We start from the raw sequence: 22,031 nt of genomic DNA, 5'->3' as shown, positions 1-22,031 counted from the left end.
CAGGGGGTCATTCCAGGACCACCGATCCCTCAGCGCGGCAATCGCCTCCGGGAGCCGGGCACCCTCGAGCTCGGCGGGCTGCACCGCCTGAACTGTACGGCGTGCCTCGACCAGTGTGCGTCGAGCCGAATCCTCGGCTTGGACAAGATGCTTGCGCGTCGCTTCCGCGTCATCCGGAGTCTGCGAGGCAGCTTGCAACTGCGCGAGAATTCCCGCCAACGACTGAGCAAGAGTGTCAAGAATCTCGGCAGCGAAGTTCCTTAGCCGAGAGGACGACCCGCCTATCCACCGATCGGTGGAGAAGCAGGCGGCACTTGTAGGCCTTGGGGCTATCCTGTGAGTCGTCACTACTGTGGGAGGTGCAATAACAGGTGCCCGTCCGGGGACAGGCAGCGCAGGAACGCTGAAGCGCTCTCTGCTGCTGATCATCGCCCGAGTAGCTGCAGCCGTGAGTCTGGCGGTGCTGGGGGTTCTCTTCTTCTCAGCTGGCCAGATGATCCAGAACTTTCAGGGTCTGGATCTTCACAGTACCTCAGCCGTTACCCTCCACATCAGCACCGGCGCGTTCGCACTGGCCCTCATACTGCATTCGGCAGTAACCAAGACTGGTCTTTGGGCCGCTGCAGGGTCAGCGGCACTTTTCGCACTGACATTCCTGCAGGCGGCCCTGGGCAGCTACCTCACACTGACTACGCATATCACCGGAGCGCTGGTTACTGTGGTGCTGTGCACGTGTCTCACCGCATGGATCTTTACCCTCCCCGGTCTTCACGTGCCAGCGAGCACCACCGGAGCAACCGAGCCTGAGGACAGCAGCCTATGAGCACCTTCGTCACCACCAATACGCGGCCGCGGCGTCGAACTCTGCTTCCTGTGGCACTGATAGCCCTGCTGACACTGGCCGGCTGCGGAGATTCAGAGGACAACTCAGGGGGCGAGCCTGAAGGCCCCGCGGAACAGCAGTCCCAGCAAGCGCCACAGGGTGAGGACACCATCACCATGGAGCAGGTCCAGGAGAACGACGACGCCGACTCCTGCTGGGCTGCCATCGAGGGGACGATCTACGACCTCACTGAGTGGATCTCAGCCCACCCGGGCGGCCCCAGCCGCATTGAGCAGCTCTGCGGAACTGATGCCACCGGGGCCTTCCATGCTCAGCACGGGGGACAGCAGCGTCCCGAACAGCAGCTGGCCGAGTTCGCCATCGGAGTCCTGGAGGACTGACGAGGCCTCTGTGATAGCCCCAGACCCTCAGACCAAAAGGTTCTAGTGACTCCGTCAACAGGTTCAATGACATGAGTGGGGGACGGGAGGGGCATCAATGATGTCTCCCGTCCCCACTCATGTGCGGACTGACTGAACCCTGAGAGTTCGTCTTGTGGGGCTCTAGCCGCCGCGGACCTCTTCAGCGGAAGAGCGGGCAGCGTCACTCACGTGCTCCGTCTGCGACTGGCCTTCGGATTTCAGCGTTTCCGCGCTGTCAGTAGCGGACTCTTTAACACGCTGCACTGATTCCTGTGCGGGTTGCTTCATCTCCTCGGCCATGGACTGGGCCTGGCTCTTGGCATCATCGACCAGCGGCTGTGCCTGGTCTTCGAGCTTGGCAGCTGCCTTCCGCTCCGCCTCGGATGCCGGAAGCAGCGAGGCCACCAACCAACCGGCGCCCAGTGCTATGAGCCCTGCTGCCAGTGGATTTCCTCGCGTCTTCTCCTTGGTCTGCTGCGGGACCTGGTGAGTGGAGTCGGCTAGATGCTCGGCTCCCTCACTGACGCGTGAGGTTGCATCGTTTGCGGTACCCATAACCTTGTCCTTCCATCCTGTCACGGTGTCGCGCACCTTCTCGGTTTGGCGGTGAGCCACCTTCGATGGCGAGACTTTCTCAGACAGGGCGTCGACGTCCTGAGACAGTTCACTGCGAGTTCGTTCTATCTCTTCGCGGATTTCATCGGGATTCTGTGTCATCGTGCTTCCTTTGACGGAGTGAGGGCATCGGGAACTTCCTTAAGCGTCTCCGCCGTTTGCGGGGCGCCTTCTGCTTCGTCGATGGTCTTCTTGCCCAGCAGTGCCAGCACCGCGGCGATGATTGCCCAGAGCACGGCCACAATCACCCCTGACCATCCGTAGCCGACCTCGGTATCTCCGATTGCGGCCCATAGAGCGAGGGAGAGGAACAGCAGAACGAAATGGCCTGCGACACCCGCACCGCCGAACATTCCGGCGCTCTTTCCGGCTTTCTTGGCGGTGTCGGTCATTTCTGCTTTCGCCAGGGCCATCTCCTGACGGATCAGTGTGGAGAGATCGGTGGTGATGCGGGACATCAGCGTGCCCAGCGATTCCTGCTCCGGTCGCGGCCCTGGTTCAGTGGGGGGAGGAACCTGACTCATCGGCCACCACCTTGTGTATAGGGATCGGTCACTGGGCTGTAGCCGGGTGTCTGGTCCTCGGGACGGGTGCCGTAGGCGGGCGCCCCTCCACCGGGTCCGGTGGCTGGGTTTCCGGATACTGGTGCTGACGCTCGTTCAGTGGGCGGTGTTGGTGCCGCTGGCGTGACTGGTGTCGCTGCTGTCGCCGGTGTCGCTGCCGGCTCTGCGTGATGATGCGGAACCGAAGCAGACTCACCGGGATGGCCTGATGCTGAATCCTCCGAGTGGTTTCGCATGATCCCTCGCGTGAGGCGACCTGCGGCGAAACCGACACCGGCAGAAATTGCCAGGAAAGCGAAGGGCCGCCGGCGTGCGAAACTCTGCACTTCATGGAGTACGTCTGCCGGCTCGTGCTGTTCAAGCCATGTAGCAGCGGCGTCGGCCCTGGAGCTCAGCTGTTCCACGAGGTCAGAAGCCACCCCCGGCTCAGGCTGTTCTCCCTTGGCCATGCGTCCGACGTCATCACTGAAGGTGCGCACCACACCGGCGGCACGTTCTAGCTGGTCAGATGCCTGTGACTGTAGAAGGGACCCTGCTTCTTCGCCGAGGCGCTTCGCTTCGCGTACGGTGTCGTCCTTCACGCTGGAAGCCTCTTCGAAAGCAGTGTCTTTGATGGCGTGCCCTGCGTCCTTGGCCTCATCGGCCACATCCTGGGCAGCCTCCTTGACCTGACTTCCCTCGTCCGAGGATTCGGCGTCGGAGTCTCCGTAGACCTGAGGCGCGGCGAGACCGGGCGTAGCCGCGGGCGAAGGCGGCACATAGCCAGCCGGGGGAGCTGGTTCAGTCGCGGGGGGAGTCTGCGGCACGCCAGTAGGCACATCTGCACCTGGTTCAGGGGCGGGTCGGTTCTGTGGGGTGTTGTATGGATCTGCCATGACTTACCTTTCGTCGGGGTCGTCGGCATCGCGACGAACACGATGTCGCTGAGTCTGACGCTAGGAACGTCGCCTTGAACTTGCCTGAGTCTTAGGCGTGCGTTGCCTCACAACTTCCCTCATAAACGCCCTACCTCGTCGTTGGTACCGCTGAGCGGTCGCTTCCGCGTCACGAGAGGTGGCTATCCAGACATCAGCGGTGACCCATCACATAAGGTGTAGAGGGCTGCGTCACAGGCGCAGGTCACAGCAATCTGGCCCCGACCGGAGAGATGCCCCACGATGTCTCGCATTACATGCCCCGTCATGAATTCCAAGCTCACCACTGCCGAGCGTGCAGCGGCCACCATTAACGACGGCGACCGGGTGGGTATGAGCGGGTTCACCGGATCGGGCTACCCCAAAGCCGTTCCCGCAGCCCTGGCCGAGCGGGCAAAGAATGAGGGCGGCGATTTCGGTATCGAACTGCTCACCGGGGCCTCTACTGCACCAGAGCTCGACGGTGTCCTCGCCGAGGCGGGCGTTATCCGCAAAAGGCTGCCGTTTCAGTCAGATCCAGCACTGCGCAAGAGCATCAATACCGGCCACACCGAATACGTGGACACCCATCTCTCGCACTCAGCCCAGCAGGCCTGGTTCGGCTTCTACGGCAATCTCGACGTCGCCGTCGTGGAAGTCTCTGCCGTGCTTCCCAACGGGCTGCTGGTCCCCTCCAGCTCAGTAGGCAATAACAAGACCTGGCTGGACCTGGCGGATAAAGTCATCATCGAAGTCAATGACTGGCATCCGCGGGCCTATGAGGGTTTTCACGACGTCTACTACGGCACCAAACTGCCTCCGGAGCGTCGTCCCATCCAACTGCTGGATCCACTGCAGCGCATTGGGGATCCCTATCTGCGGGTGGATCCTGAGAAGGTGGTCGCCGTCGTCGAAACTCATGCCCCGGACCGTAACCTGCCGTTCAAGGATCCGGACGAGAACTCCAAGGCCATGGCCGAGCATGTGGTGGACTTCCTGCGCTTTGAGATCACCCAGGGGCGGCTGCCGGAAGATTTGCTGCCGCTGCAGTCCGGGGTGGGCAATGTCGCCAATGCCGTGATGGCAGAATTCGCTCACTCAGAGTTCGAGAACCTCACCGCCTACACCGAGGTCATCCAGGACGGCATGCTGGACCTGATCGATACCGGAAAACTCACAGCCGTCTCGGCCACGGCCTTCTCCCTCTCGGCTGAGCGCGCAGCGTCGTTCAACGCCAAGGCCGAGGAGTACAAGGGGCGAATCCTGATGCGCACCCAGGAGATCTCCAACCATCCCGAAGTGATCCGCCGGCTGGGAATTATCGCCATCAACGGCATGGTCGAGGCTGATATCTACGGGAACGTGAACTCCACCCATGTCATGGGCAGCTCGATCATCAACGGCATCGGGGGTTCCGGAGACTTCGCCCGAAACGCGTTCCTGAACTTCTTCGTCTCACCCTCCACCGCCAAGGGCGGAAATATCTCCTCGATCGTGCCGTTCGCCAGTCACGTAGACCACACCGAACACGATGTTCAGGTGCTGGTGACAGAACAGGGATTGGCGGATCTGCGGGGACTCTCTCCCACCGCGCGCGCTGAGAAGATCATCACCAACTGCGCACATCCGGACTATCGGGACCGGCTGCAGGACTATATCGACCGCGCCGCAGCAGCAAACCCCAATGGCCAGCACACCCCGCACCTGCTTGCAGAGGCGCTCAGCTGGCATGAGAACTACCAGTCCCACGGGCATATGTAATTCTGCTCTGGGTGGGATTATCCACAGTTGTTATCCACAGTGTGGAGAAACTACAAGTGTGTAACTCCCCAGGTCAGAGCGTTTTCCACAGGGTACTGTGGAGTCTGGGGAAACTGTTACACAGGGAAAGCAACCATGGTGGAGCCCACGGCTGTCAGTGCGATCAGCACCAGGGCAATACCGGTGATGCCCGCCCACTGCCACAGCCTGCGGCTCTTCCCCCGCGGGGCACGGGCGATCACCAGCGCGCACAGCGCTCCGGCGACCAGACCGCCCAGGTGTCCCTGCCATGAGATATTCGGCACCAGGAAACTGACCACCATATTCACCGCCACCAGCGCCACAATCCCTCCGGTTTCTGCACCTGAGGCGCGAGAAAGGATGAACAAAGCGCCGAAGAGACCAAAGACCGCACCCGAGGCGCCCACAGTAGGGGTCAGCGGGTCGGTGAGGAAGAGGACGGCCACTGAGCCGCCGAATGCTGAGAGCAGCAGCAGGGCCACATAGCGGGCAGCTCCGACGGCGGGTTCAATCACCCGGCCCACGAATAGCAGCGCCATCATGTTGAACAGGATGTGCATTGCTGAAGAGGGCGAGTGCAGGACCGCGGCGGTGAGCATTCGCCAGGGCTCAAAGGAGGGGAACCAGTCCGAGGTGTAGGCCGGTGCATAGGCCAGGGCACCGGTGACATCCAGACCCAGACCAAGGCGCGGGCTTGCCAATTGCAGCAGGTACATCACTACGCACAGCGCGATGACCGTATAGGTCACCGTAGGACGGCCGCTGCCGACCGGGGTGCCGAACTGAGTGCGCTGCGCCGGGCGCCGTCGTCGTGCTTCTTCTACGCATTCCGGGCAGTGGACGCCCACCGGGGCTTGAACCTGGCACTCTGGACAGACCGGCCGCGAGCAGCGCTGACACTGCACATAGGCCGGCCTATCCGGGTGCCGGTAGCAGAGATTCATAGAGTCTGCTGGGTGAAGCTGAGGTTAGAGAGCCTCGATGGAGATGGTCTCGATGACCACGTCCTCCTTGGGACGGTCACGCATATCGGTCTTGACGTTGTTCAGCTGGTCCACCACCTGCTGGGAGGCTTCCTCGCGGACCTCACCGAAGATGGTGTGCTTGCCCTGCAGCCAGGTGGTGGGCACCGAGGTGATGAAGAACTGGGAGCCGTTGGTGCCTGGGCCAGCATTGGCCATGGCCAGCTTGTAAGGAGCGGTGAAATCCAGCTCCGGGTGGATCTCATCCTCGAACTGGTAGCCGGGGCCGCCGATACCCATACCCAGCGGATCACCGCCCTGGATCATGAAGTCAGAGATGATGCGGTGGAAGACGGTGCCGTCGTAGAGCGGGGTGCCGGTCTTGTCTTCACCGGACTCCGGGTGGGTCCAGGACTTCTGGCCGGTGGCCAGGCCCACGAAGTTCTCCACAGTCTTGGGAGCGTGGTTTCCGAAGAGCTCCACCACGATGTCGCCCAGAGTGGTCTTGATAGTTGCCTTATGCGTTGCGATAGCAGTCATAACGGCCATTCTCCCACTTCTGTACTGAGCAGTTTTCTGGATGTCACCTGTGAATTTACTCGGTGTATGCGTAGTACTTGGCGTTGCCATAGCACCGGCAACTCAAGACCACGTAGGCTTAGGCCTGCAACCGATCCTGATTCGGAGGACCACGTATGTTCGGTAAGAAGAAGAAACCGAGCCACAGTTGGGAGCACACTGTGCTCGCCGGAGTCGATACTGCGAAGGAATGGGCCGCCCCAAAGCTGGGCGTGGCTGCAGACTTCGCGGAGAATACCTACCGCAAGAGCGCCCCGAAGGTTCAGGACGCCTCGGCACGTGCGCTGCACGCGGTAAACGACGGTGCAGCTGTGGCAGGTGCCAAGATCAAGCAATACTCGTCCCTGGCCGGTGAAGGCCTGGCATCGCAGTATGACAAGCTCCCTCCTAAGGCCAAGAAGGAAGTGGAGATGGTGCTGTCGAAGTACGACAACGCCCGTGCTGATCTCACCAAGAAGTATGTGCCCGCAGCATCAGCCAAGCTGGGCGGCTACGCGGATAAGACCGCGAAGCTGATCCACAAGGCCGAGGTTGACCCACGGGTGGAGAAGGCACTGATCAAGGCCACTGGCGATAAGAAGATCGTCAAGAAGCTGAAGAAGAGCTCCGAGAAGTACGCCAAGCAGGCGGCTAAGGAGCTCAAGAAGCAGCAGAAGGCCTCCAGCCGCAAGAAGGGCCTGCTGATCTTTGGCCTGGTCGCAGCTGGTGTGACTGCCGGCGTGGCCGCCTGGCGCGCATCCCAGCCGGTGGAGGATCCGTGGAAGAAGCCGCAGCCGGTTTCCTCCTCCAAGATTCCTGCTGACTCGGCCAAGCCTGCAAACCAGGCCGAGACTAATGCCTCCACCAAGCCCACCGAGGCCGAAGTCCCGGCACCGAAGCCAGCCACTGACTGATGTCATGCTGACCTAGGTTGAACAGAACCTGAAGAAGAAGGACCCGGATGATCTCCGGGTCCTTCTTCTTTGTGCACCGTTCCGGGCGACCTCATCGTTCAGCGGAGCGGGCGGTCTGCGGGTGGGGTTCCGGATGTGCGATCCAGACCGCCAGGGGCGCTGCTCAGCGGATGGGATTGAGCTGCGCAGCCTGCTGCGCGGCACCCTGAAGCCCCAAGGACTCCAGCCAGTTGCCCAGCATGCGGTAGCCGCCCTCTGTCAGCACTGATTCTGGGTGGTACTGCATCCCCCACAGGGGCGCATCCTTATGGGCCAGTCCCATGATCACGCCATCGGCAGTAGTGGCTGTGACCTCCAAAACCTCCGGCACGGACTCAGGTACCACCGCTAGGGAGTGATAGCGGGTGGCATTGAAAGTTTCAGGGAGTCCTGCGAGAGAGGGATGACCTGTATGGGTCACCGGTGAGGTCTTGCCGTGCATCAGCTGCGGAGCGTGAGTGACAGTGGCACCGAAGGCCTCACCCAAGCCCTGGTGGCCCAGGCAGACGCCTAGCATGGGTTCCTGCGCCTGAGCGCACCAGCGGATCAGCTCCACGGACACCCCGGCTTCAGAAGGGGTGCCGGGGCCGGGAGAGATCAGCACGCCGTCGTGCTCCGCGGCCAGATTCTTGGCTTCTTCCAGAGTGAGGTCATCATTGCGGATCACAGTGGTTTCAGCACTGAGTTCGCGCAGGTATCCCACCAGGGTGTAGACGAAGCTGTCGTAGTTGTCGATGACGAGGATGCGGGTCATCAAGCTCCTTCCAGGGTGGAGTCGTTGAAGGGGCTGTACTGGCTCAACCACGGGAAGGCGAACTCCATCAGCAGAAACACGATACCGGCAACCAGAAGCAGGGCCAGAATAATCCTGACCCACAGCGGACCAGGCAGCACATGATTGAAGAACCAGGCGTACATCAGCGCTCTCCTGAAGCCTGCGGCGCATCGGCACCGGGAATGTGATGGGCGATTGCGGCGGGGATCTCCCCACCAGTCGGCTCGAAGTCCGTGATCCGGGCGTGGGTGATTAGTCGCTCGGCGTTGGAGTACAGCGGGTGGCAGGTGGTCAGGGTCAGGATCCCGGTGTCCGGTTCCGGCTGTGACTCATCGCCGGGTACCGGAAGCAGCACCTCGCGCTGGTGGGGCTGCACCACATAGGACTCGAATACCTCGTAAATGTAGATACCTTCAGCGGTCTGTAGGTACAACTCATCACCGGGCTGTAAGCGGTCCTGGTTGCCCAGCATGCTGGCGTAAGTATTGCGATGGCCGGCCACAGCGAAGTTCCCGGGCTCATCGGGCCACTGGGTAGTGGGATAGTGGCCGACGCCGCCGCGGTCTAGCTGCGTAGCTTCTACGCCCTGGCGCACTGGCGCCGCCCAGTTATCACCGAGTCGTGGTGCATAGAGTATGGCCATGGTGGACTCGCCATCGGCGAGATCTCGCATCGAGGGGCTGCAGCCGATCTCGGTGCCGTCCTCCAGTGTGTAGCAAGCCTCGAAGGTGGACTCATCACCGTTGCCGTTGACTTCGCCGTCGCCGCCGAGATCTTCACCTGCGGCCTGGATCTGGGAGTAGAACTCTTCAGTGGCTTCACGCCGGTCCCTGTCGGCGTCAATTCCGGTCCACCACAGTTCCCACACCACGAAGAGCAGGCCTAGTACGCCTAGGGTGATCAGCACTTCACCGAAGCCGCCCAGAATGCGTCCACCGATGCTGGGGCGGCGCTCAGCCCGGGCCGCCCGGCGCATGCGGGAGCGGTCTGCGGGGCGGATATGGCGTGGGGATGCAGTAGTCATGGTGGGTCAGTCATGCACTTTGCGTAGAATGGCGCGCAGACCATAGCGGCCATGCGAGGACCCGGCGGACGGGTCACTCTCAGCATACCCATACCGAGGAGCATCAGTGCCAGAGTCCAAACACCGGAAGAACCGCTCCAACCGCGCGGCTGCAGAGGCAAGCTCCTCCCCGCTGCGCGACGCTGAGCCCTTCGATTTTAAGGACCTCGACGGCGAGGATGACTCGCTTCCCACCTGGTACAAGGTGACCATGTTCGGCCTCATGCTGCTGGGGTTGTTGTGGATCATTCTCTGGTACATCTCCAATGGTGTGCTGCCGGTCAGTGCAGCTGGCAGCTGGAACATCGCGATCGGCTTCGGTGTGGCGATGGTCGGATTCTTTATGACCATGCGCTGGAAGTAATCAGGAGCTTTCTCGTGTGCAATCCCGCCCCTGATCCCATCCGTTGTTGCGGAGTAGGGGCGATTCTGGCCCATTAGCGCCACAACAGGTGGGATGACGTCGTCGTGGTGGCCTGCTTTCCCATGCGTTGTGGCGACTGCGATGGGCACTAGCGGGGCATAGAGTCTGCCGAGCCCGGGTGCCAAGTGTTTTCCACAGGTCCGAACACCCTATGGCCGAGCCTCTTGGCCTCCGGGCGGGATTGAGTGATGGACGCTCGGCGATTCACTCTGCTGACGGCGACTGGCATCGGCAACAGCTCTTCTCGTTACGCCCTCAGGCGCGCGGCCGGGCGGGGCCGACTGTTGAGAATCCGCCAGGGGGTCTATATCTCCGCCGTGGACTGGCAGGAGGCTCGGGCTTGGGAACGGTACCGGATCAGTGCTGCGGCGATCGCAATACAAACACCTGACACCATATTCTGCCGACAAACAGCCCTGACTCTGCGCGAACTGCCGCTGCTCTCAGTACCGCGGGAGATCTTCCGGCGAACCGTTCATAAGAGCCAGGTAGGCCGTCTCGATGCCGAAGAGTTGGCGGATGGGAGCCGTTTCTGGCCGGTGCGCTGGGTTCAGGTTCCGGTGCCACGGGGGATGTCGCGTCAGGATGCTGATGCTGCATACTCCGATGGATCCCTAGCGGTGCCGGTTGAGGCTCTCGAGCTGAAGGATGTCCTCGATGCCGCGGGGGAACCGGTGCGAGTCCGTTTGGAAGGCCTCAGCTTGGCCGTGGCCGATACGATGCGCTGCCTGAGCTCTGAGGAGTCTGTTGTCGTGATGGATGCGGTGCTGGCCGGCCGGTACGCGGGCGCCGTGAACAGTGATTGGACCTCCGGAATGAAGGTGTCGCAGCTGGATTCTGGCGCAGATTTTCTGCGTTCTGCTGCGCAGCGTCAGCAGTGGCGGTGGATCAAGGAGTTCGGCAGCAGCCGGTCCGAAAGTCCGGGGGAATCGCGTTCCCGCGCGTTGATGCACCAGCTTGGCTTCGCGATTCCTGATCTTCAGGTGTCTGTTCGGCTTTCTGGGGGACGAGTTGTCCGCCCGGATTTTCACTGGCCGGGTACCGGGGTTATCGGCGAGTTCGACGGAAGGGTGAAGTACTCACGGGCTCAGGACCTTGCAGGCATTGACGCGAACGAGCTGCTGTATCAGGAGAAACTCCGTGAGGATCAGCTGCGTTCGCTGGGATATCGCATGGTGCGGTGGGGCTGGACAGAACTAAACGATCCAGACCGATTCGCGCAGCTGCTGCTCAGCGCCGGTGTTCCCCGTGCCACGTTGTAGCGGTTGATGGGAACCTCGGGGGTGTGCGGATATGCAGGGTGCTGGTCGGTGTGCCAGGGCTTACCGCCATAACCGCCGCAACAATCGATGGGATTCACCTCCGAGGAGGTCCTGCCATCCCATCCTTTGTTGCAGATTTTGGGCTCCACGGCTCGATTTCCGCCACAACGGGTGGGAATTCGGTACTGGAGTTCGGCGCTGGGTCAGCGCGGCCGAGTAGCGGCGACGCTGCGGGCCTGGGCGGTGAGCTCGGAGAGTCCCAGTGCTGTGAGTCCTGGTGCGGCACTGTCGGCCAGGGCCTCGCCGTATTTCTTCGCTACTGCTGTGCCGATCAGGAAGTCTGCGATGGCCGGATTCTTCGGCAGCAGCGAACCGTGCAGGTAACTGCCGATCACGTTGCGGTATCGAGCGCCCTCGTGAGGGTCCTTCTCGTTATTGCCTTCGCCGGTGCGCACGGTGGCCAGCGGTTTCACGCCCTCGCCGAGGTAGGTCTGGCCGGAGTGGTTCTCATAACCCAGGATCTGGCCGAACTCCTCGGATTCAGAGACCACATTGCCGATGAGCCGGTTGTCGGTTCCGTAGGTAGTGATGTCCAGCAGTCCGATGCCCTGGATGCGGCGTCCTTCGCGGGTTTCGAAGTAGTGGCCAAAGAGCTGGTAGAGACCACAGATCATCAGCATCGGCGCATCGTTCTCCGCCAGGGCATGAAGCTTCTCGCTGATCCCCAGTAAGTCTTGCTGGATACGGTCCTGACCGGAATCCTGGCCCCCGCCGCCGACGACGACGTCGACCTCTTCGGGGAACTCGTCCCCGGGATCATAGGAGTGCATCACCGGCTGGTACCCGTACCAGGTCAGCCGTTGCTTGAGCACCAGGGCATTGCCGAAGTCCCCGTAGATATTCATATCCCTCGGGTACAGCTGAAGCACATGGACGGGCTTGGGGCTGCTGGTGGTGCTCATCAGAATCCCTCTACCTCGGTATAGGCGCTTAAGTGCTTGCGCAGCGCGAGCATTGCTGTGTAGGTGCAGAAGATGCGCTTGGGCTCTTCAGGGTGGGCGGCTAGGAAAGCCTCCAGGGCCGATTTCAGATTCGGCTCAAGGGCGGTCACATCGACGTCGTCGTAGGCTAGGCGCAGGCCCATGTCATAGGCACGCACCCCAGAGACCATCTTGACCCCTCCGGCAGCCAGGGAGTCGAAGGAGACATCCCACAGCCAACTCATATCCCGGCCGTCGGCATAGTTGTCATTGATGGCGATCATGGTGGCCACACCCTCTGCCGAGAAGCTGCTCAGCCCCAGTCGGAAACCGGCGGGGTTCTTCACCAGCACCAGGTCTAGTGGCTGCCCACCCACGGTGAGCGACTCTCCGCGGCCGAATGCCGGGGCCACCTGTGCCAGCGAGCTGATCAGGGCGTCGTCGTTGATATCAGCACCCAGGACCTGGCGGACCAGCGCCAATGCGGCTGCCGCGTTATAGGTGTTGTAGGCGCCGTTGACGGTCAGCTCGGTGGTGATGTCCTTGCTGCCCAGCCGGAAGCTTCCCCCGCGATTTTGCAGGCCGGTCAGCAGCACATCGGCCTCGGGCAGCTCTTCTGCTGGAGTGGAGATCAACCCGGTGCCTGCAGGCTCGACAGGCTCATTATCGGGGGTTTCCCCGCCCGTGCCGTCAGGCCCGCCACTAGCACTGTCTTCAGGTGTGATGGCCGGCGCCGCTGCGTCCGGCCGAGAGCGTGGCGGGGTTTCCCCGCCCGCGGAACTAGCACTGTGCATCTCGTCGTCGGAGGGGAAGAGTTTGCGCAACTCCGGGGCAAGGCCGAAGTAGCGAATCTGCTGGCTGTGCAGGGAGTCAGCGATCGCACGCACCCGGGCATCTTCACGGTTGAGCACCACGCCCTTTGTGGTGTGCTCGGCGATAGTGCGCAGCAGCCCTGCGGTAGCGTCGATTTCCCCGAAACGATCCAGCTGGTCCCGCATCACGTTCAGCAGCAGCGAGTAGTCGGGGTTGACTGCGCGCACAAAGTGCACCGCGTGGGCCTCATCCAGCTCCAGGACTGCGATATCAGCATCCAGTCGGCCGGTGAAGCTTGCTTCCCCCAGTACTGAGGCCACCACTCCTCGGGTGAAGTTGGAGCCAGAGGAGTTGGTGAAGACCTTCAGTCCCTGCCCGCGCAGCAGCTCAACCACCATTTTGGTGGTGGTGGTCTTGCCGTTAGTGCCTGAGACCACGACGACGCCGCGGGGCAGCTTGGCCAGAGCGCGGGCCAGGAACTGGGGGTCCAGCTTCTCTACCAGAAGTCCGGGGAAGGCAGAGCCGGAACCTCCGCGAAGCCTGGTCAGGCCGCGGGCAGCTCTACCGATCGCCACTGAAAGCGGTGCGGGTGGGCGAATCACTGCTTGCTATCCCTCGTCCTGGTTGTTGCCGTTGCCGTTACCATTGCCGCGGTTCCCGTTACCGCCGTTGCCGCCGCCGTTGCCGCCGCCGTTACCGTTACCGCCACCGCCGTTACCGTTGTCCCCGCCATTGCCGTTGGACTCTTCCTCCTCATCGGAGGTGGGCTCATCGGTGGGTTCTTCGGTGGCGTCAGGATCTTCGTCCTCTTCGTCTTCGTCTTCTTCGTCTTCGTCTTCTTCCTCTTCTTCTTCCGGGAAGGATTCCTGGCTGACGGCGTGGATGATGAGCGTGGCGTCATTGGGGATGCTCTCCCCGTCCTGAATCCCCTGGCCGTCAACGGTGAGTCCGAAGACTTCTCCGGCAAAGTACCCTTCGGGATCGCTGAGCTCCTGCCACTCCAGCTGGTAGCTGATGCCTTCCTCGTTCAGGATCCTCTCCACGTCGCTGCGCCACGCTCCCACCAGCCCTGTGGGCAGCTGGCGCATGCCGGTGGAGAGCACCAGGTCGACTGTGGAACCGAGCTCCACCTCAGTACCGGCCTCAGGACTAGTGCTGATCAACGTGCCCTCGGGCAGCGAGTCATGATCCTCTTCGCTGATGTCGCCAATCTCCAGTCCGATGTCTTCAAGAGTCGCCCGCACAGACTCCTCTGTTTCACCCTGGAGCCCATCCGGGATCCGCACAGTCTCCTGTCCCGAGGAGATATAGAGGATCACGGTGCTCTGCGGCTCCACAGCAGATCCGGCCTCGGGGTCGGTGCCGATGGCGTGTTCTTCGGCGATCTCGGGATGGGACTGAAGCTCAATCTCGGGTCTGAGGTTCATATCCGTCAGCTCGGCGACGGCTTCAGAGCGAGTCATGCCCTCGATATCCGGGATCTCCACGGTGGCCGAACCGTCCAGCATTCTGCTCAGGCCCCATGCCCCGGCCCCCAGTAGGAGGACGCCCAGGATGATCCAGAAGAACACCAAGCCGCCACGACGACGCCGCCGCGGTTGGCGGTAGTCGTCGTAGTAGTCGTCAATATCAGGGTCTTCCGGTGTCCGGGCTGAAAGCTGCGGTCCTGCTGCTGCGGCGGGAGTGACGAGATCATCAAAGCTGCTGCGCGCTCCGACAGCGGGCATGGCAGCTGTGGGGGTGTCATCTACGGGGATTCCGTAGAGCGCATTCTGCAGGGCCTGGTTGAACTCCTCCGCGGACTGGAACCGCAGTGCAGGGTCCTTGATCAGGGCCTTGGCGACTACTGACTCCATGGCCGGGGCCACGCGGTTATTAAAGTCGCTGACCATGGGCGGTTCTTCGCGCACATGCTGGTAGGCCACCGAGACCGGGGACTCCCCGGTGAAGGGCGGACGGTTGGTGAGCAGCTCGAAGAGCACGCAGCCCGCTGAGTAGAGATCGCTGCGGTGATCCACCACTTCACCCCGGGCCTGTTCGGGGGAGAGGTACTGAGCTGTGCCCACTACCGCTGAGGTCTGGGTCATGGTCTGCGCGGAGTCTGCTACTGCCCGGGCAATGCCGAAGTCCATCACCTTCACGTCGCCGGTATTGGAGACCATCACATTAGAGGGCTTGATGTCACGGTGGACTATCCCCTTGGCATGGCTGTAGCTCAGCGCTGAGAGGATTCCGGACATGTATCCGGCAGCCTCCTGCTCGGTGAGCGGCCGGCCCAGGGCGTGGTCGATCTTCTCCCGCAGCGGCGCAGAAATATGCGGGGCTTCAGGAGCATCATCCTCGGTCACTCCGAGCACATCAGAGCCGGTGATGGAGCGGGTTCCAGCGGTCTGGTCGCGGTTGATGGGTGCGGTGGCGCCGTCGGCGTCCTGACCTTCAGGCGCGGGGGGATTCTCGCCGGTGGGCTCGGCGGAGGGAGTGCCGTGCAGAATATGCCGCAGGGTCACGCCGTCGACGTGTTCCATCACGATGAACGGGGTGCGGACCTCGTGGCCGTTCTCCGGGATCTCCGCCTGACCGGTGTCATAGACGCCCACAATATTGGGGTGGTTCAGCGACGCCGAGGACTGCGCTTCGCGACGGAAACGGGTTTGGAACATCGGGTCCCGGGCCAGATCCGGGCGCAGCATCTTCACCGCCACTGTGCGGTGCAGGGAGAGATCCTGGGCGCTGTAGACATCGGCCATCCCGCCTCGCCCGATGAGCGAGATGATCCGGTAGCGTCCGTTGAGCACGCGGTCAGTGGAGTCGGTCATGAGGAAGATCCTGTGGGGAATGGGGCGAAGGCCCACTGTGCCGATGAGTTGGTATCACCGGGGGATGGCGTAGGGGGCGATGGTTCGCTGCCGGAACCTGGCTCTGGAGCAGCTGCTTCGTTATTGTTGGGGGGCTCTCTGGGCTCCTGGTCCTCACCGTCGTTACCGGTATCTTCGTCCTCACCGTCGTTATCAGGTGAAGAGGGCGGGGACGAGGAGCTCGACGCAGGCGTGCTGGGCGTCTGACTCGGCGTTGGCGTGGTGGGCTCCGGTGTCTCAGGAGGAGCCTGCTGCGTCTGGGTAGGCTGCGGGGCAGGAACCCAGGTCTGCGTCGGGGTCGGTGTCGGCGGAACGTAGTCGTCCTGGGCAGTGGAGTAATAGAGGGTCACCATGGTGCCCTCGGGTACCGCTCCCAACGGGGCGATATCCACCACTGTCCCGGCTGGCTCTGTGGCATTGGACCTGACCTGCGTGCGGACCTCAAGACCTGCCTGCTCTAAGAGCTCGGTGGCTTCTTCTACGCTCAACCCCACGTAATCCTCTGCCTCGAGGTTGATCATCTCCGGGCCCTCCGTCAGCGTTTGAGTGACGGTAGGGATGGGGGCAGGGGCTGAGGACGGTTCAGGCTCGTCCTGCTCCCCAGCCCACATGGGCAGGGCAATAGCCGCAAGCAGTGCAATCAGGACAAGCAGGATCAAGGTGATGACCGGCCAGCGCCAGCGGCCGCCCTCCTCACCATCCTCCGACGCGGAACGTGCCGAACTGTGGGCGGTTCCGGGGTTAGGCAGGGCCCCGGTGGCTGGCAGAGCAGCGGCAACAGGCTCAGGCTGTTCGGGGGTTCTGGCCGAAGGGGCGCCTCCGGCGCGGCCTTCCCCCGGTGAACCAACTCCGGAACCAGCAGCACCGGTGGCAATGACCTGGGTTGCGGTCTCATCATTGCCGCCCGAACGGGACGGCATATGATCCAGCATCGCTGGGACCGCCTCGATGGCCGAGTCCACGTCGTGGCGCAGCAGTGCCTCGGCGGCGTCGGCCATCTTCGTGGCATTGGCCGGACGCTTGTCAGCGTCCTTGGCCAGCATGGACATGACCAAAGCGCGCACCGGCTCTGGAATGCTCTCCGGAAGCGGCGGCGGAGGGTCATTGACCTGTTTCAGCGCAATGGCGATCTGGGATTCCCCGGTGAAAGGTCTGGTGCCGGCCAGCGCCTCGTAGCCGATCACCCCCAGCGCGTAGATATCAGAGGCACCGGTGGCGTGCTGGCCGGTGGCCTGCTCGGGTGAGAGGTACTGCACGGTGCCCATGACCTGACCGGTAGCGGTCAGCGGGACCTGATCAGCAAGGCGCGCGATGCCGAAGTCAGTGATCTTCACCCTGCGGGTAGGCGTGATCAGCAGGTTGCCTGGCTTCACATCTCGGTGCACCAAACCCTGATCATGAGCCACCTGCAGAGCCCGGCCAGTCTGGGCGAGGATGGACAGGGTCTTCTCCCAGGGGAGAGTCTTCTCCTTCTCCAGGATCACGCTCAGCGGACGCCCAGGCACCAGCTCCATGACCAGGTACCCCGAGCCGGCCTGTTCGCCGTAGTCGTAGATATCAGCGATACCGGGGTGGTTCAGCAGCGCAGTATGGCGGGCCTCCGCACGGAAGCGGCGCAGGAATGCCTCATCCCCGGTGTACTCCTCTTTGAGGATCTTGATCGCGACGGTGCGGCCGAGGACCTCGTCGTCGGCCTTCCAGACCTCACCCATGCCGCCGATGGCGATGCGTTCGGTGAGCTTATAGCGCCCACCCATGGTGATGCCCACTGCGGGTCTCATTCTCCGATCACCGCTTCCAGCATAGCCAGCATCTGCGGGCCGGTCAGCTCATTGCCCACCCCGGGTTCCAGGCGCTCATAGACCACTGTGACGGCGTACTGCGGGTTATCCGCCGGGGCGAAGCCGGTGATCCAGGAGTTCACCAGGCCCTCCCCGTCGCCGATTTCTGCAGTGCCGGTTTTGGCAGCCACATCGAAGCGCGAAGACTGGGCGCGCCATCCGGTGCCGGACTCCACAGTCTCCACCATCATTTCGGTGATCTCAGCGGCGACATCCGGTGACATAACCTCATTCAACACCTCGGGGGAGGGCTGAGAAAGGACTTGCAGGTCCGTGCCGCGAATAGTGTCCACCAGCTGCGGGCGCATCAAGGTACCCTCATTGCCGATGGCAGCGGCCAGCATATTGATCTGCAGCGCGGTAGCGCCAACGTCCTGCTGTCCAATGGCAGACAGCGCGAGCGCGGCGTCGGAAATTTCTTCCTCGGGGAAATGCGAGGGGGTGACGTAGAGCGGAATGGTCAGTTCCTGGTTGAACCAGAAGGACTCGGCGGCCTCCAGCAGAGCCTGCTGCCCCAGGTCCATGCCAGCCTCAGCGAAGGGGGTGTTGCAGGACTGCGCGAAGATCCAACGGAACTCTGCCTCCTGGCGCTGGTAGCAGTTTCCGGTCTCCAGGTTCTCCAGTTCATTCACAGACTGCGGCAATTGAATGGAGGGCGGGTTCTCCAGCTCGGTGTCCGGGTCATAGTCACCGGATTCCAGCATCGCCAGAGTGTCCACCAGCTTGAAGGTGGAGCCCGGTGCGATCCGGTTGCGGATCGGTCCCAGACTGTGCGGTGTCAGGCCCGGTGTCGCCTCGATCCTCTCGAGGTTCTGGAGATAAGCATCGCGCGAGTGAACGGCCAACTCGTTGGTGTCATAGCTGGGCCTGGAGGCCATGACTTTGATGTCACCGGTGGTCAGGTCAGTGACGATGATGGTGCCGCGTAGACCATCAGGGATCATGTCAAAGGCCATCCGCTGCCACTGACCGTTCAGTGTCAGCTCCACCTGTGCGCCCTGCATGGAATCGCCGGTGAACAGTGCACTGATCCGGTCAAAGAACTGCGAGTCAGACTGCCCGGAGAGGTAGTCATTCAGCGCGCTCTCCAGCCCGCTGGAACCGCCTTCAGTGGAGTAGAAGCCGGTGATGCCGCTGTAGAGCTCGGCGTCGCGATACACCCGCTGATAGTCATAGGGGCTGTTCTCAGCCGGGACTGAGAGGGCGATAGCCTCCCCGTCCACGGTGATGGGGCCGCGCGGCGAGCCAGCAGTGGCGATGATCTGGCGTGAGTTCTTCTGGTTGGCGTTCAGCTCATCGGTGAGCACCACCTGGATCAGGCTGAGGGCAGCGAAAAGCGCCACAAAAAGCGTCACCGAGACGATCCAGATATGTCGAATGGCGTGGTTCATCGCTCACCTCCCAGGAAATGCTCGCGGGTCTCGGCACGGGATTCAGCTGGCGCATGCTGACCGGTGTCGCTCCCGCGCAGCGGATCCTCAATACCGGTGGCTCCCTCACCAGAGGTGTTGACCATCGGACCCACCACAATCGGGCGGCGCGCGTTATGCGAGATCAGCAGCACCAGCGCCACAATCAGCCAATTGGCCAGCAGCGCTGAGCCACCGGCGGCCAGGAACGGTGTGGCCAAGCCGGTCATCGGAATGACGCGGGTAATACCGCCGACGACGACGAAGACCTGCAGCACCAGCACCACCGCGAGACCGGTGGCCAGCAGTTTGCCGAAGTGATCGCGAGTGCCGATGGCGGCGCGCATATAGCGGCTGAAGAGCATCAGGAATAGCAGCAGCATGGCTCCTAAGCCGATGAAGCCGAGCTCCTCGCCGAAAGCCGCGATGATCATGTCCGAGTTCGCCAGCGCCACCATGCTGGGGTTGCCGTTGCCCAGCCCGGTGCCGGTCAGTCCACCGTGGGCCAGGCCGAAGATGCCCTGGACCAGCTGGTGGGATCCGCCGAATTCGCGGTTGTAGATCTCGTCGTCGAAGGCATTGAACCAGATTTCAAAACGCTGCCGGGCGTGCGGGACCATCTGATATGCCAGCACCGCGCCCAGGGCGATGAACGCACCACCGATGGCGATCCAGGAGATCCGTGAGGTGGCCACGTAGATGACCGCCACGAACAGTCCGAAGAACATCAGCGCGTTGCCGAGGTCGTTCTGGATGATCAGCACGCCCAGGGCCACCAGCCAGGCGATGAACAACGGTGCCAGGTCACGGGCGCGGGGGAACGTCATGGGGCCGATCTTGCGTCCGGCCAGCAGAATCAGGTCGCGGTTATTCGCCAGGAAGCCCGCGAAGAAGATGGCCAGGGTGATTTTGGCGATCTCACCGGGCTGGAAGCTCATCGCGCCGATAGAGACCCACACCTGGGCGCCATACATGTCCTGACCCAGCCCCGGAACAATAGGCAGCAGCAGCAGCACGATGCTGGCTGCCAATGAGATATAGGTCAGCTGGCGCAGCTTGCGGTGATCCTTCAGCCACCACAGCAGCACCACGGCGGCCACCATGGACACCCCTGTCCACATCAGCTGCCGGTCTGCCACTCCGTCGAAGGCGGCGGTGAAGTCCAGGCGGTGGATCATCGCGATGCCCAGACCGTTGAGCGTCACCACGATGGGAAGAATGAAGGGATCAGCGTATTTGGCCCGGATGCGCAGCACCACATGGAACCCCAGGGCCAGGGCGGCCAGGATGGAACCCTCCACCCAGTAGGGGGTGGTGAGCTCATCGTCGAGAGCAAGTCCCACCAGCACCTGGGCGCCGATGGAGATCAGCAGAGCAAGCAGCAGCAGGACCAGCTCCACATTGCGCCGCGGTTTGGGATGATCGGCTGCGTTCACTGGTCCTCCTCCTCATTCTGCTCGGGCTCATCCGGTTCCGGAGTCGGGCTGGGAGTGCGGATAGTCCCGCGCAGGTCTTCAATGATCCGCTCAGCATGGGCGCGATCATCGGCGGGGATGCCGCGGGTGACCCGGTCCCGGTGGTAGGGCGCCAAGTCGTCGAGATCGATCTCAGCGTGCTCATCGACCTCCGAGAGGCTGACCGGGCCCAGCGACTGGGAGACGCCGGTGTAGATGGCCACCTCGCCGTCGTCGGCGCCCACGTAGTACTGGGTTTGGGTCCAGATATAGCCGAGGAAGGTCACCAGGCCCACCAGCACGGCCAGCAGTGCGACGAAAGTGGGCAGGAACCAGGAACGACGACGCCGCGCGGTTTGCAGGGCGTCAAGATCGTCGTCATCCAGCTCCAGCTCGTAGTCCTCATCCTCTTCCGGCTCATCAGGGGAGGGCGGGGCGGGCTCGGGAGCCGGGTCGGAGATCGACTCAGGTTCTGCAGGAGTCTCGGTGGGTTCACCGAGCATCTCGGAATAGGTATGCCGGACCGGGCGCAGCGGCTGACCCGTCAGCAGCACGGCCATGGGGTGTTCATCCACGTTGCGCGGAACCACGGGGATGGTGCCGGTTTCTGCTGCCTGGACGGCAGCGCCCACCAGGATATGCGGGCGGACACCGAGTTTGCGATGCACCATGGCGGCAGAGAGCGGGGAGAGCTCGTCCTCCTCGCGGTCCTGACCGGAGAGCGCCTCGGTGTTGACCACGGGGATCAGCTCCAGCTCCATAGTCTCTTCCGAGGCTGATGGCCGGTAGTCGGCGGAAGCCGCGGCCACGGCCTCCTCGCTCAGCGGGAGTGTGTCGGAATGGGAGAGATCCTCCTCATCGGCTTCGACCACTTCAAGAGCGATCACTGTGACGTTATCCGGTGCACCGCCCTCCAGGGTGAGGTTCACCAGCTGATCAACGATCTGTTCCAGCTCGAGGTTCTGGTTGCGCATCTTCTGCTCAATCAACCGGTCGGAGACCACTGCGTTGAGACCGTCAGAGCACAGCAGCCAGCGCTCACCGGCTTCCAGCGGGAAGCTGGTGATATCAAGCTCAGGGGAGGCATCGACGTCGCCGAGCACCCGCATCAGCACGTTCTTATGCGGGTGATACTCCGCGGCTTCCGGATCCAACCGTCCTTCGTCCACCAGCCGCTGGACAAAAGTGTGGTCCTTGGAGACCTGTCGGAATCGGCCCTTCTTCAGCCGGTAGGCGCGGGAGTCGCCGATATGAGCAAACTGCAGCCGATCCTCAGTGATCAGGGCCGCGGTGATGGTGGTGCCCATCCCGGAGAGCTTGGGATTGGTTTTGACCAGCTTGTTCAGGAAGGCGTTTGCGGTCTGGATCTCATCAGGCAGCACAGTGTCCGGCTCAGCGAAACCGCGGGTGTCCAAATGCGCGAGGTCAAGCACCGTGGAGGCGCTGGCGACGTCGCCTCCTGCGTGTCCACCCATACCGTCGGCGACGACGGCGAAGAAGCGCCCTGCATAGCCGGAGTCATCGTTCTTAGAACGTACTTTGCCGGCATCGGAGCGTGCGGCGAAGCGAAAGACCAGTGCCATA

22 protein-coding genes are annotated in these 22,031 nt (G+C 62.5%); 6 read left to right on the top strand and 16 right to left on the bottom strand.

Going from position 1 to position 22,031, the window contains the following annotated elements; genetic code table 11:
- Window positions 1–429: histidine kinase (locus TX78_RS14495; protein WP_267878923.1), on the bottom strand; the 429-nt coding region annotated here is incomplete at its 3' end.
- Here TX78_RS14495 and TX78_RS08935 point away from each other — a divergent pair.
- Together TX78_RS08935 and TX78_RS08930 are read left to right on the top strand one after the other, a co-directional pair.
- Window positions 353–823: a hypothetical protein gene (locus tag TX78_RS08935; RefSeq protein ID WP_049897718.1), complete on the top strand. Its 471-nt coding sequence runs from the start codon at window positions 353–355 to the stop codon at window positions 821–823. The two genes, TX78_RS14495 and TX78_RS08935, sit on opposite strands and share 77 nt — an antisense overlap.
- Entirely contained in the window at window positions 820–1,224 is a 405-nt protein-coding gene (locus TX78_RS08930; RefSeq protein WP_049897716.1) for a cytochrome b5 domain-containing protein, read from the top strand. The genes TX78_RS08935 and TX78_RS08930 overlap by 4 nt, the downstream gene beginning before the upstream one ends.
- A gap of 162 nt (window positions 1,225–1,386) precedes the next feature.
- Here TX78_RS08930 and TX78_RS08925 read toward each other — a convergent pair whose 3' ends face one another.
- Genes TX78_RS08925 through TX78_RS12720 form a run of 3 tightly spaced genes read right to left on the bottom strand, consistent with a single transcriptional unit; the run spans window position 1,387 to window position 3,298 of the window.
- Window positions 1,387–1,962: a DUF3618 domain-containing protein gene (locus TX78_RS08925; RefSeq protein WP_044495603.1), complete on the bottom strand. Its 576-nt coding sequence runs from the start codon at window positions 1,960–1,962 to the stop codon at window positions 1,387–1,389.
- Window positions 1,959–2,384, bottom strand: a complete 426-nt coding sequence (locus TX78_RS08920) for a phage holin family protein (protein ID WP_044495602.1) — start codon at window positions 2,382–2,384, stop codon at window positions 1,959–1,961. The genes TX78_RS08925 and TX78_RS08920 overlap by 4 nt, the downstream gene beginning before the upstream one ends.
- Window positions 2,381–3,298 (bottom strand): hypothetical protein, encoded by a 918-nt coding sequence (locus TX78_RS12720; RefSeq protein WP_049897714.1) that lies wholly within the window; start codon window positions 3,296–3,298, stop codon window positions 2,381–2,383. Before TX78_RS12720 ends, TX78_RS08920 begins: the two co-directional genes overlap by 4 nt.
- 282 nt (window positions 3,299–3,580) lie before the next feature.
- On the opposite strand from TX78_RS12720, the gene TX78_RS08910 reads away from it, so the two are divergent.
- Entirely contained in the window at window positions 3,581–5,077 is a 1,497-nt protein-coding gene (locus tag TX78_RS08910) for an acetyl-CoA hydrolase/transferase family protein (protein WP_044495593.1), read from the top strand.
- A 116-nt stretch (window positions 5,078–5,193) separates the two neighbouring features.
- On the opposite strand, the gene TX78_RS08905 is transcribed toward TX78_RS08910, so the two are convergent.
- Both TX78_RS08905 and TX78_RS08900 read right to left on the bottom strand, forming a co-directional pair.
- A complete protein-coding gene (locus TX78_RS08905; RefSeq protein WP_044495592.1) occupies window positions 5,194–6,042 on the bottom strand; it encodes a rhomboid family intramembrane serine protease in 849 nt (282 codons plus the stop codon).
- 24 nt (window positions 6,043–6,066) lie between these two features.
- A complete protein-coding gene (locus TX78_RS08900; protein ID WP_044495591.1) occupies window positions 6,067–6,600 on the bottom strand; it encodes a peptidylprolyl isomerase in 534 nt (177 codons plus the stop codon).
- 155 nt (window positions 6,601–6,755) lie between these two features.
- Between TX78_RS08900 and TX78_RS08895 the strand changes: the two genes are divergently transcribed.
- On the top strand, window positions 6,756–7,532 hold the full coding sequence (locus tag TX78_RS08895) for a hypothetical protein (protein WP_044495588.1): 777 nt from the start codon (window positions 6,756–6,758) through the stop codon (window positions 7,530–7,532).
- A 163-nt stretch (window positions 7,533–7,695) separates the two neighbouring features.
- Here TX78_RS08895 and TX78_RS08890 read toward each other — a convergent pair whose 3' ends face one another.
- Genes TX78_RS08890 through TX78_RS08880 form a run of 3 tightly spaced genes read right to left on the bottom strand, consistent with a single transcriptional unit; the run spans window position 7,696 to window position 9,370 of the window.
- Window positions 7,696–8,325: an anthranilate synthase component II gene (locus TX78_RS08890; RefSeq protein ID WP_044495586.1), complete on the bottom strand. Its 630-nt coding sequence runs from the start codon at window positions 8,323–8,325 to the stop codon at window positions 7,696–7,698.
- Window positions 8,325–8,489 (bottom strand): hypothetical protein, encoded by a 165-nt coding sequence (locus TX78_RS13970; RefSeq protein ID WP_044495577.1) that lies wholly within the window; start codon window positions 8,487–8,489, stop codon window positions 8,325–8,327. The genes TX78_RS08890 and TX78_RS13970 overlap by 1 nt, the downstream gene beginning before the upstream one ends.
- Window positions 8,489–9,370 (bottom strand): class E sortase, encoded by an 882-nt coding sequence (locus TX78_RS08880; protein ID WP_081652695.1) that lies wholly within the window; start codon window positions 9,368–9,370, stop codon window positions 8,489–8,491. Before TX78_RS08880 ends, TX78_RS13970 begins: the two co-directional genes overlap by 1 nt.
- A gap of 106 nt (window positions 9,371–9,476) precedes the next feature.
- Here TX78_RS08880 and TX78_RS08875 point away from each other — a divergent pair, with 106 nt between their 5' ends.
- Window positions 9,477–9,773 carry a cell division protein CrgA gene (locus TX78_RS08875; RefSeq protein WP_049897708.1) on the top strand — a complete coding sequence of 99 codons (297 nt, stop codon included), beginning with the start codon at window positions 9,477–9,479 and terminating at the stop codon, window positions 9,771–9,773.
- A gap of 248 nt (window positions 9,774–10,021) precedes the next feature.
- Window positions 10,022–11,095, top strand: a complete 1,074-nt coding sequence (locus TX78_RS12715; RefSeq protein WP_049897707.1) for a hypothetical protein — start codon at window positions 10,022–10,024, stop codon at window positions 11,093–11,095.
- A gap of 203 nt (window positions 11,096–11,298) precedes the next feature.
- Here TX78_RS12715 and TX78_RS08865 read toward each other — a convergent pair whose 3' ends face one another.
- Genes TX78_RS08865 through TX78_RS08835 form a run of 7 tightly spaced genes read right to left on the bottom strand, consistent with a single transcriptional unit; the run spans window position 11,299 to window position 22,030 of the window.
- The gene (locus tag TX78_RS08865; RefSeq protein WP_044495574.1) at window positions 11,299–12,057 is read right to left on the bottom strand and encodes a type 1 glutamine amidotransferase; all 759 of its coding nucleotides are present in this window, start codon (window positions 12,055–12,057) and stop codon (window positions 11,299–11,301) included.
- Complete coding sequence (locus TX78_RS08860) at window positions 12,057–13,490, bottom strand: Mur ligase family protein (RefSeq protein ID WP_044495572.1); 1,434 nt, start codon at window positions 13,488–13,490, stop codon at window positions 12,057–12,059. Before TX78_RS08860 ends, TX78_RS08865 begins: the two co-directional genes overlap by 1 nt.
- 6 nt (window positions 13,491–13,496) lie before the next feature.
- Window positions 13,497–15,704 carry a protein kinase domain-containing protein gene (locus TX78_RS14530; protein ID WP_044495571.1) on the bottom strand — a complete coding sequence of 736 codons (2,208 nt, stop codon included), beginning with the start codon at window positions 15,702–15,704 and terminating at the stop codon, window positions 13,497–13,499.
- Window positions 15,701–17,524 (bottom strand): protein kinase domain-containing protein, encoded by a 1,824-nt coding sequence (locus tag TX78_RS08850; RefSeq protein ID WP_044495569.1) that lies wholly within the window; start codon window positions 17,522–17,524, stop codon window positions 15,701–15,703. The genes TX78_RS14530 and TX78_RS08850 overlap by 4 nt, the downstream gene beginning before the upstream one ends.
- Complete coding sequence (locus TX78_RS08845) at window positions 17,521–18,975, bottom strand: penicillin-binding transpeptidase domain-containing protein (protein ID WP_044495568.1); 1,455 nt, start codon at window positions 18,973–18,975, stop codon at window positions 17,521–17,523. Before TX78_RS08845 ends, TX78_RS08850 begins: the two co-directional genes overlap by 4 nt.
- Window positions 18,972–20,429 (bottom strand): FtsW/RodA/SpoVE family cell cycle protein, encoded by a 1,458-nt coding sequence (locus TX78_RS08840; RefSeq protein ID WP_044495567.1) that lies wholly within the window; start codon window positions 20,427–20,429, stop codon window positions 18,972–18,974. The genes TX78_RS08845 and TX78_RS08840 overlap by 4 nt, the downstream gene beginning before the upstream one ends.
- Window positions 20,426–22,030 (bottom strand): PP2C family protein-serine/threonine phosphatase, encoded by a 1,605-nt coding sequence (locus TX78_RS08835; protein WP_044495566.1) that lies wholly within the window; start codon window positions 22,028–22,030, stop codon window positions 20,426–20,428. The genes TX78_RS08840 and TX78_RS08835 overlap by 4 nt, the downstream gene beginning before the upstream one ends.
- Window position 22,031 lies beyond the last annotated feature (1 nt).

Origin of the sequence: Nesterenkonia massiliensis (assembly GCF_000455245.1) — a bacterium.
In the GTDB taxonomy this organism is placed as follows: domain Bacteria; phylum Actinomycetota; class Actinomycetes; order Actinomycetales; family Micrococcaceae; genus Nesterenkonia; species Nesterenkonia rhizosphaerae.
The sequence above is the reverse complement of the archived record's forward strand: the minus strand, read 5'-3'. Positions and strand labels throughout refer to the sequence as shown.

Excerpts from the sequence above, each read along its gene's own strand:
- TX78_RS08930 (WP_049897716.1), top strand. The coding sequence starts at position 820 with ATGAGCACCTTCGTCACCACCAATACGCGGCCGCGGCGTCGAACTCTG.
- TX78_RS08925 (WP_044495603.1), bottom strand. The coding sequence starts at position 1,962 with ATGACACAGAATCCCGATGAAATCCGCGAAGAGATAGAACGAACTCGC.
- TX78_RS08920 (WP_044495602.1), bottom strand. The coding sequence starts at position 2,384 with ATGAGTCAGGTTCCTCCCCCCACTGAACCAGGGCCGCGACCGGAGCAG.
- TX78_RS12720 (WP_049897714.1), bottom strand. The coding sequence starts at position 3,298 with ATGGCAGATCCATACAACACCCCACAGAACCGACCCGCCCCTGAACCA.
- TX78_RS08910 (WP_044495593.1), top strand. The coding sequence starts at position 3,581 with ATGTCTCGCATTACATGCCCCGTCATGAATTCCAAGCTCACCACTGCC.
- TX78_RS08905 (WP_044495592.1), bottom strand. The coding sequence starts at position 6,042 with ATGAATCTCTGCTACCGGCACCCGGATAGGCCGGCCTATGTGCAGTGT.
- TX78_RS08900 (WP_044495591.1), bottom strand. The coding sequence starts at position 6,600 with ATGACTGCTATCGCAACGCATAAGGCAACTATCAAGACCACTCTGGGC.
- TX78_RS08895 (WP_044495588.1), top strand. The coding sequence starts at position 6,756 with ATGTTCGGTAAGAAGAAGAAACCGAGCCACAGTTGGGAGCACACTGTG.
- TX78_RS08890 (WP_044495586.1), bottom strand. The coding sequence starts at position 8,325 with ATGACCCGCATCCTCGTCATCGACAACTACGACAGCTTCGTCTACACC.
- TX78_RS13970 (WP_044495577.1), bottom strand. The coding sequence starts at position 8,489 with ATGTACGCCTGGTTCTTCAATCATGTGCTGCCTGGTCCGCTGTGGGTC.
- TX78_RS08880 (WP_081652695.1), bottom strand. The coding sequence starts at position 9,370 with ATGACTACTGCATCCCCACGCCATATCCGCCCCGCAGACCGCTCCCGC.
- TX78_RS12715 (WP_049897707.1), top strand. The coding sequence starts at position 10,022 with ATGGACGCTCGGCGATTCACTCTGCTGACGGCGACTGGCATCGGCAAC.
- TX78_RS08865 (WP_044495574.1), bottom strand. The coding sequence starts at position 12,057 with ATGAGCACCACCAGCAGCCCCAAGCCCGTCCATGTGCTTCAGCTGTAC.
- TX78_RS14530 (WP_044495571.1), bottom strand. The coding sequence starts at position 15,704 with ATGACCGACTCCACTGACCGCGTGCTCAACGGACGCTACCGGATCATC.
- TX78_RS08850 (WP_044495569.1), bottom strand. The coding sequence starts at position 17,524 with ATGAGACCCGCAGTGGGCATCACCATGGGTGGGCGCTATAAGCTCACC.
- TX78_RS08845 (WP_044495568.1), bottom strand. The coding sequence starts at position 18,975 with ATGAACCACGCCATTCGACATATCTGGATCGTCTCGGTGACGCTTTTT.
- TX78_RS08835 (WP_044495566.1), bottom strand. The coding sequence starts at position 22,030 with ATGGCACTGGTCTTTCGCTTCGCCGCACGCTCCGATGCCGGCAAAGTA.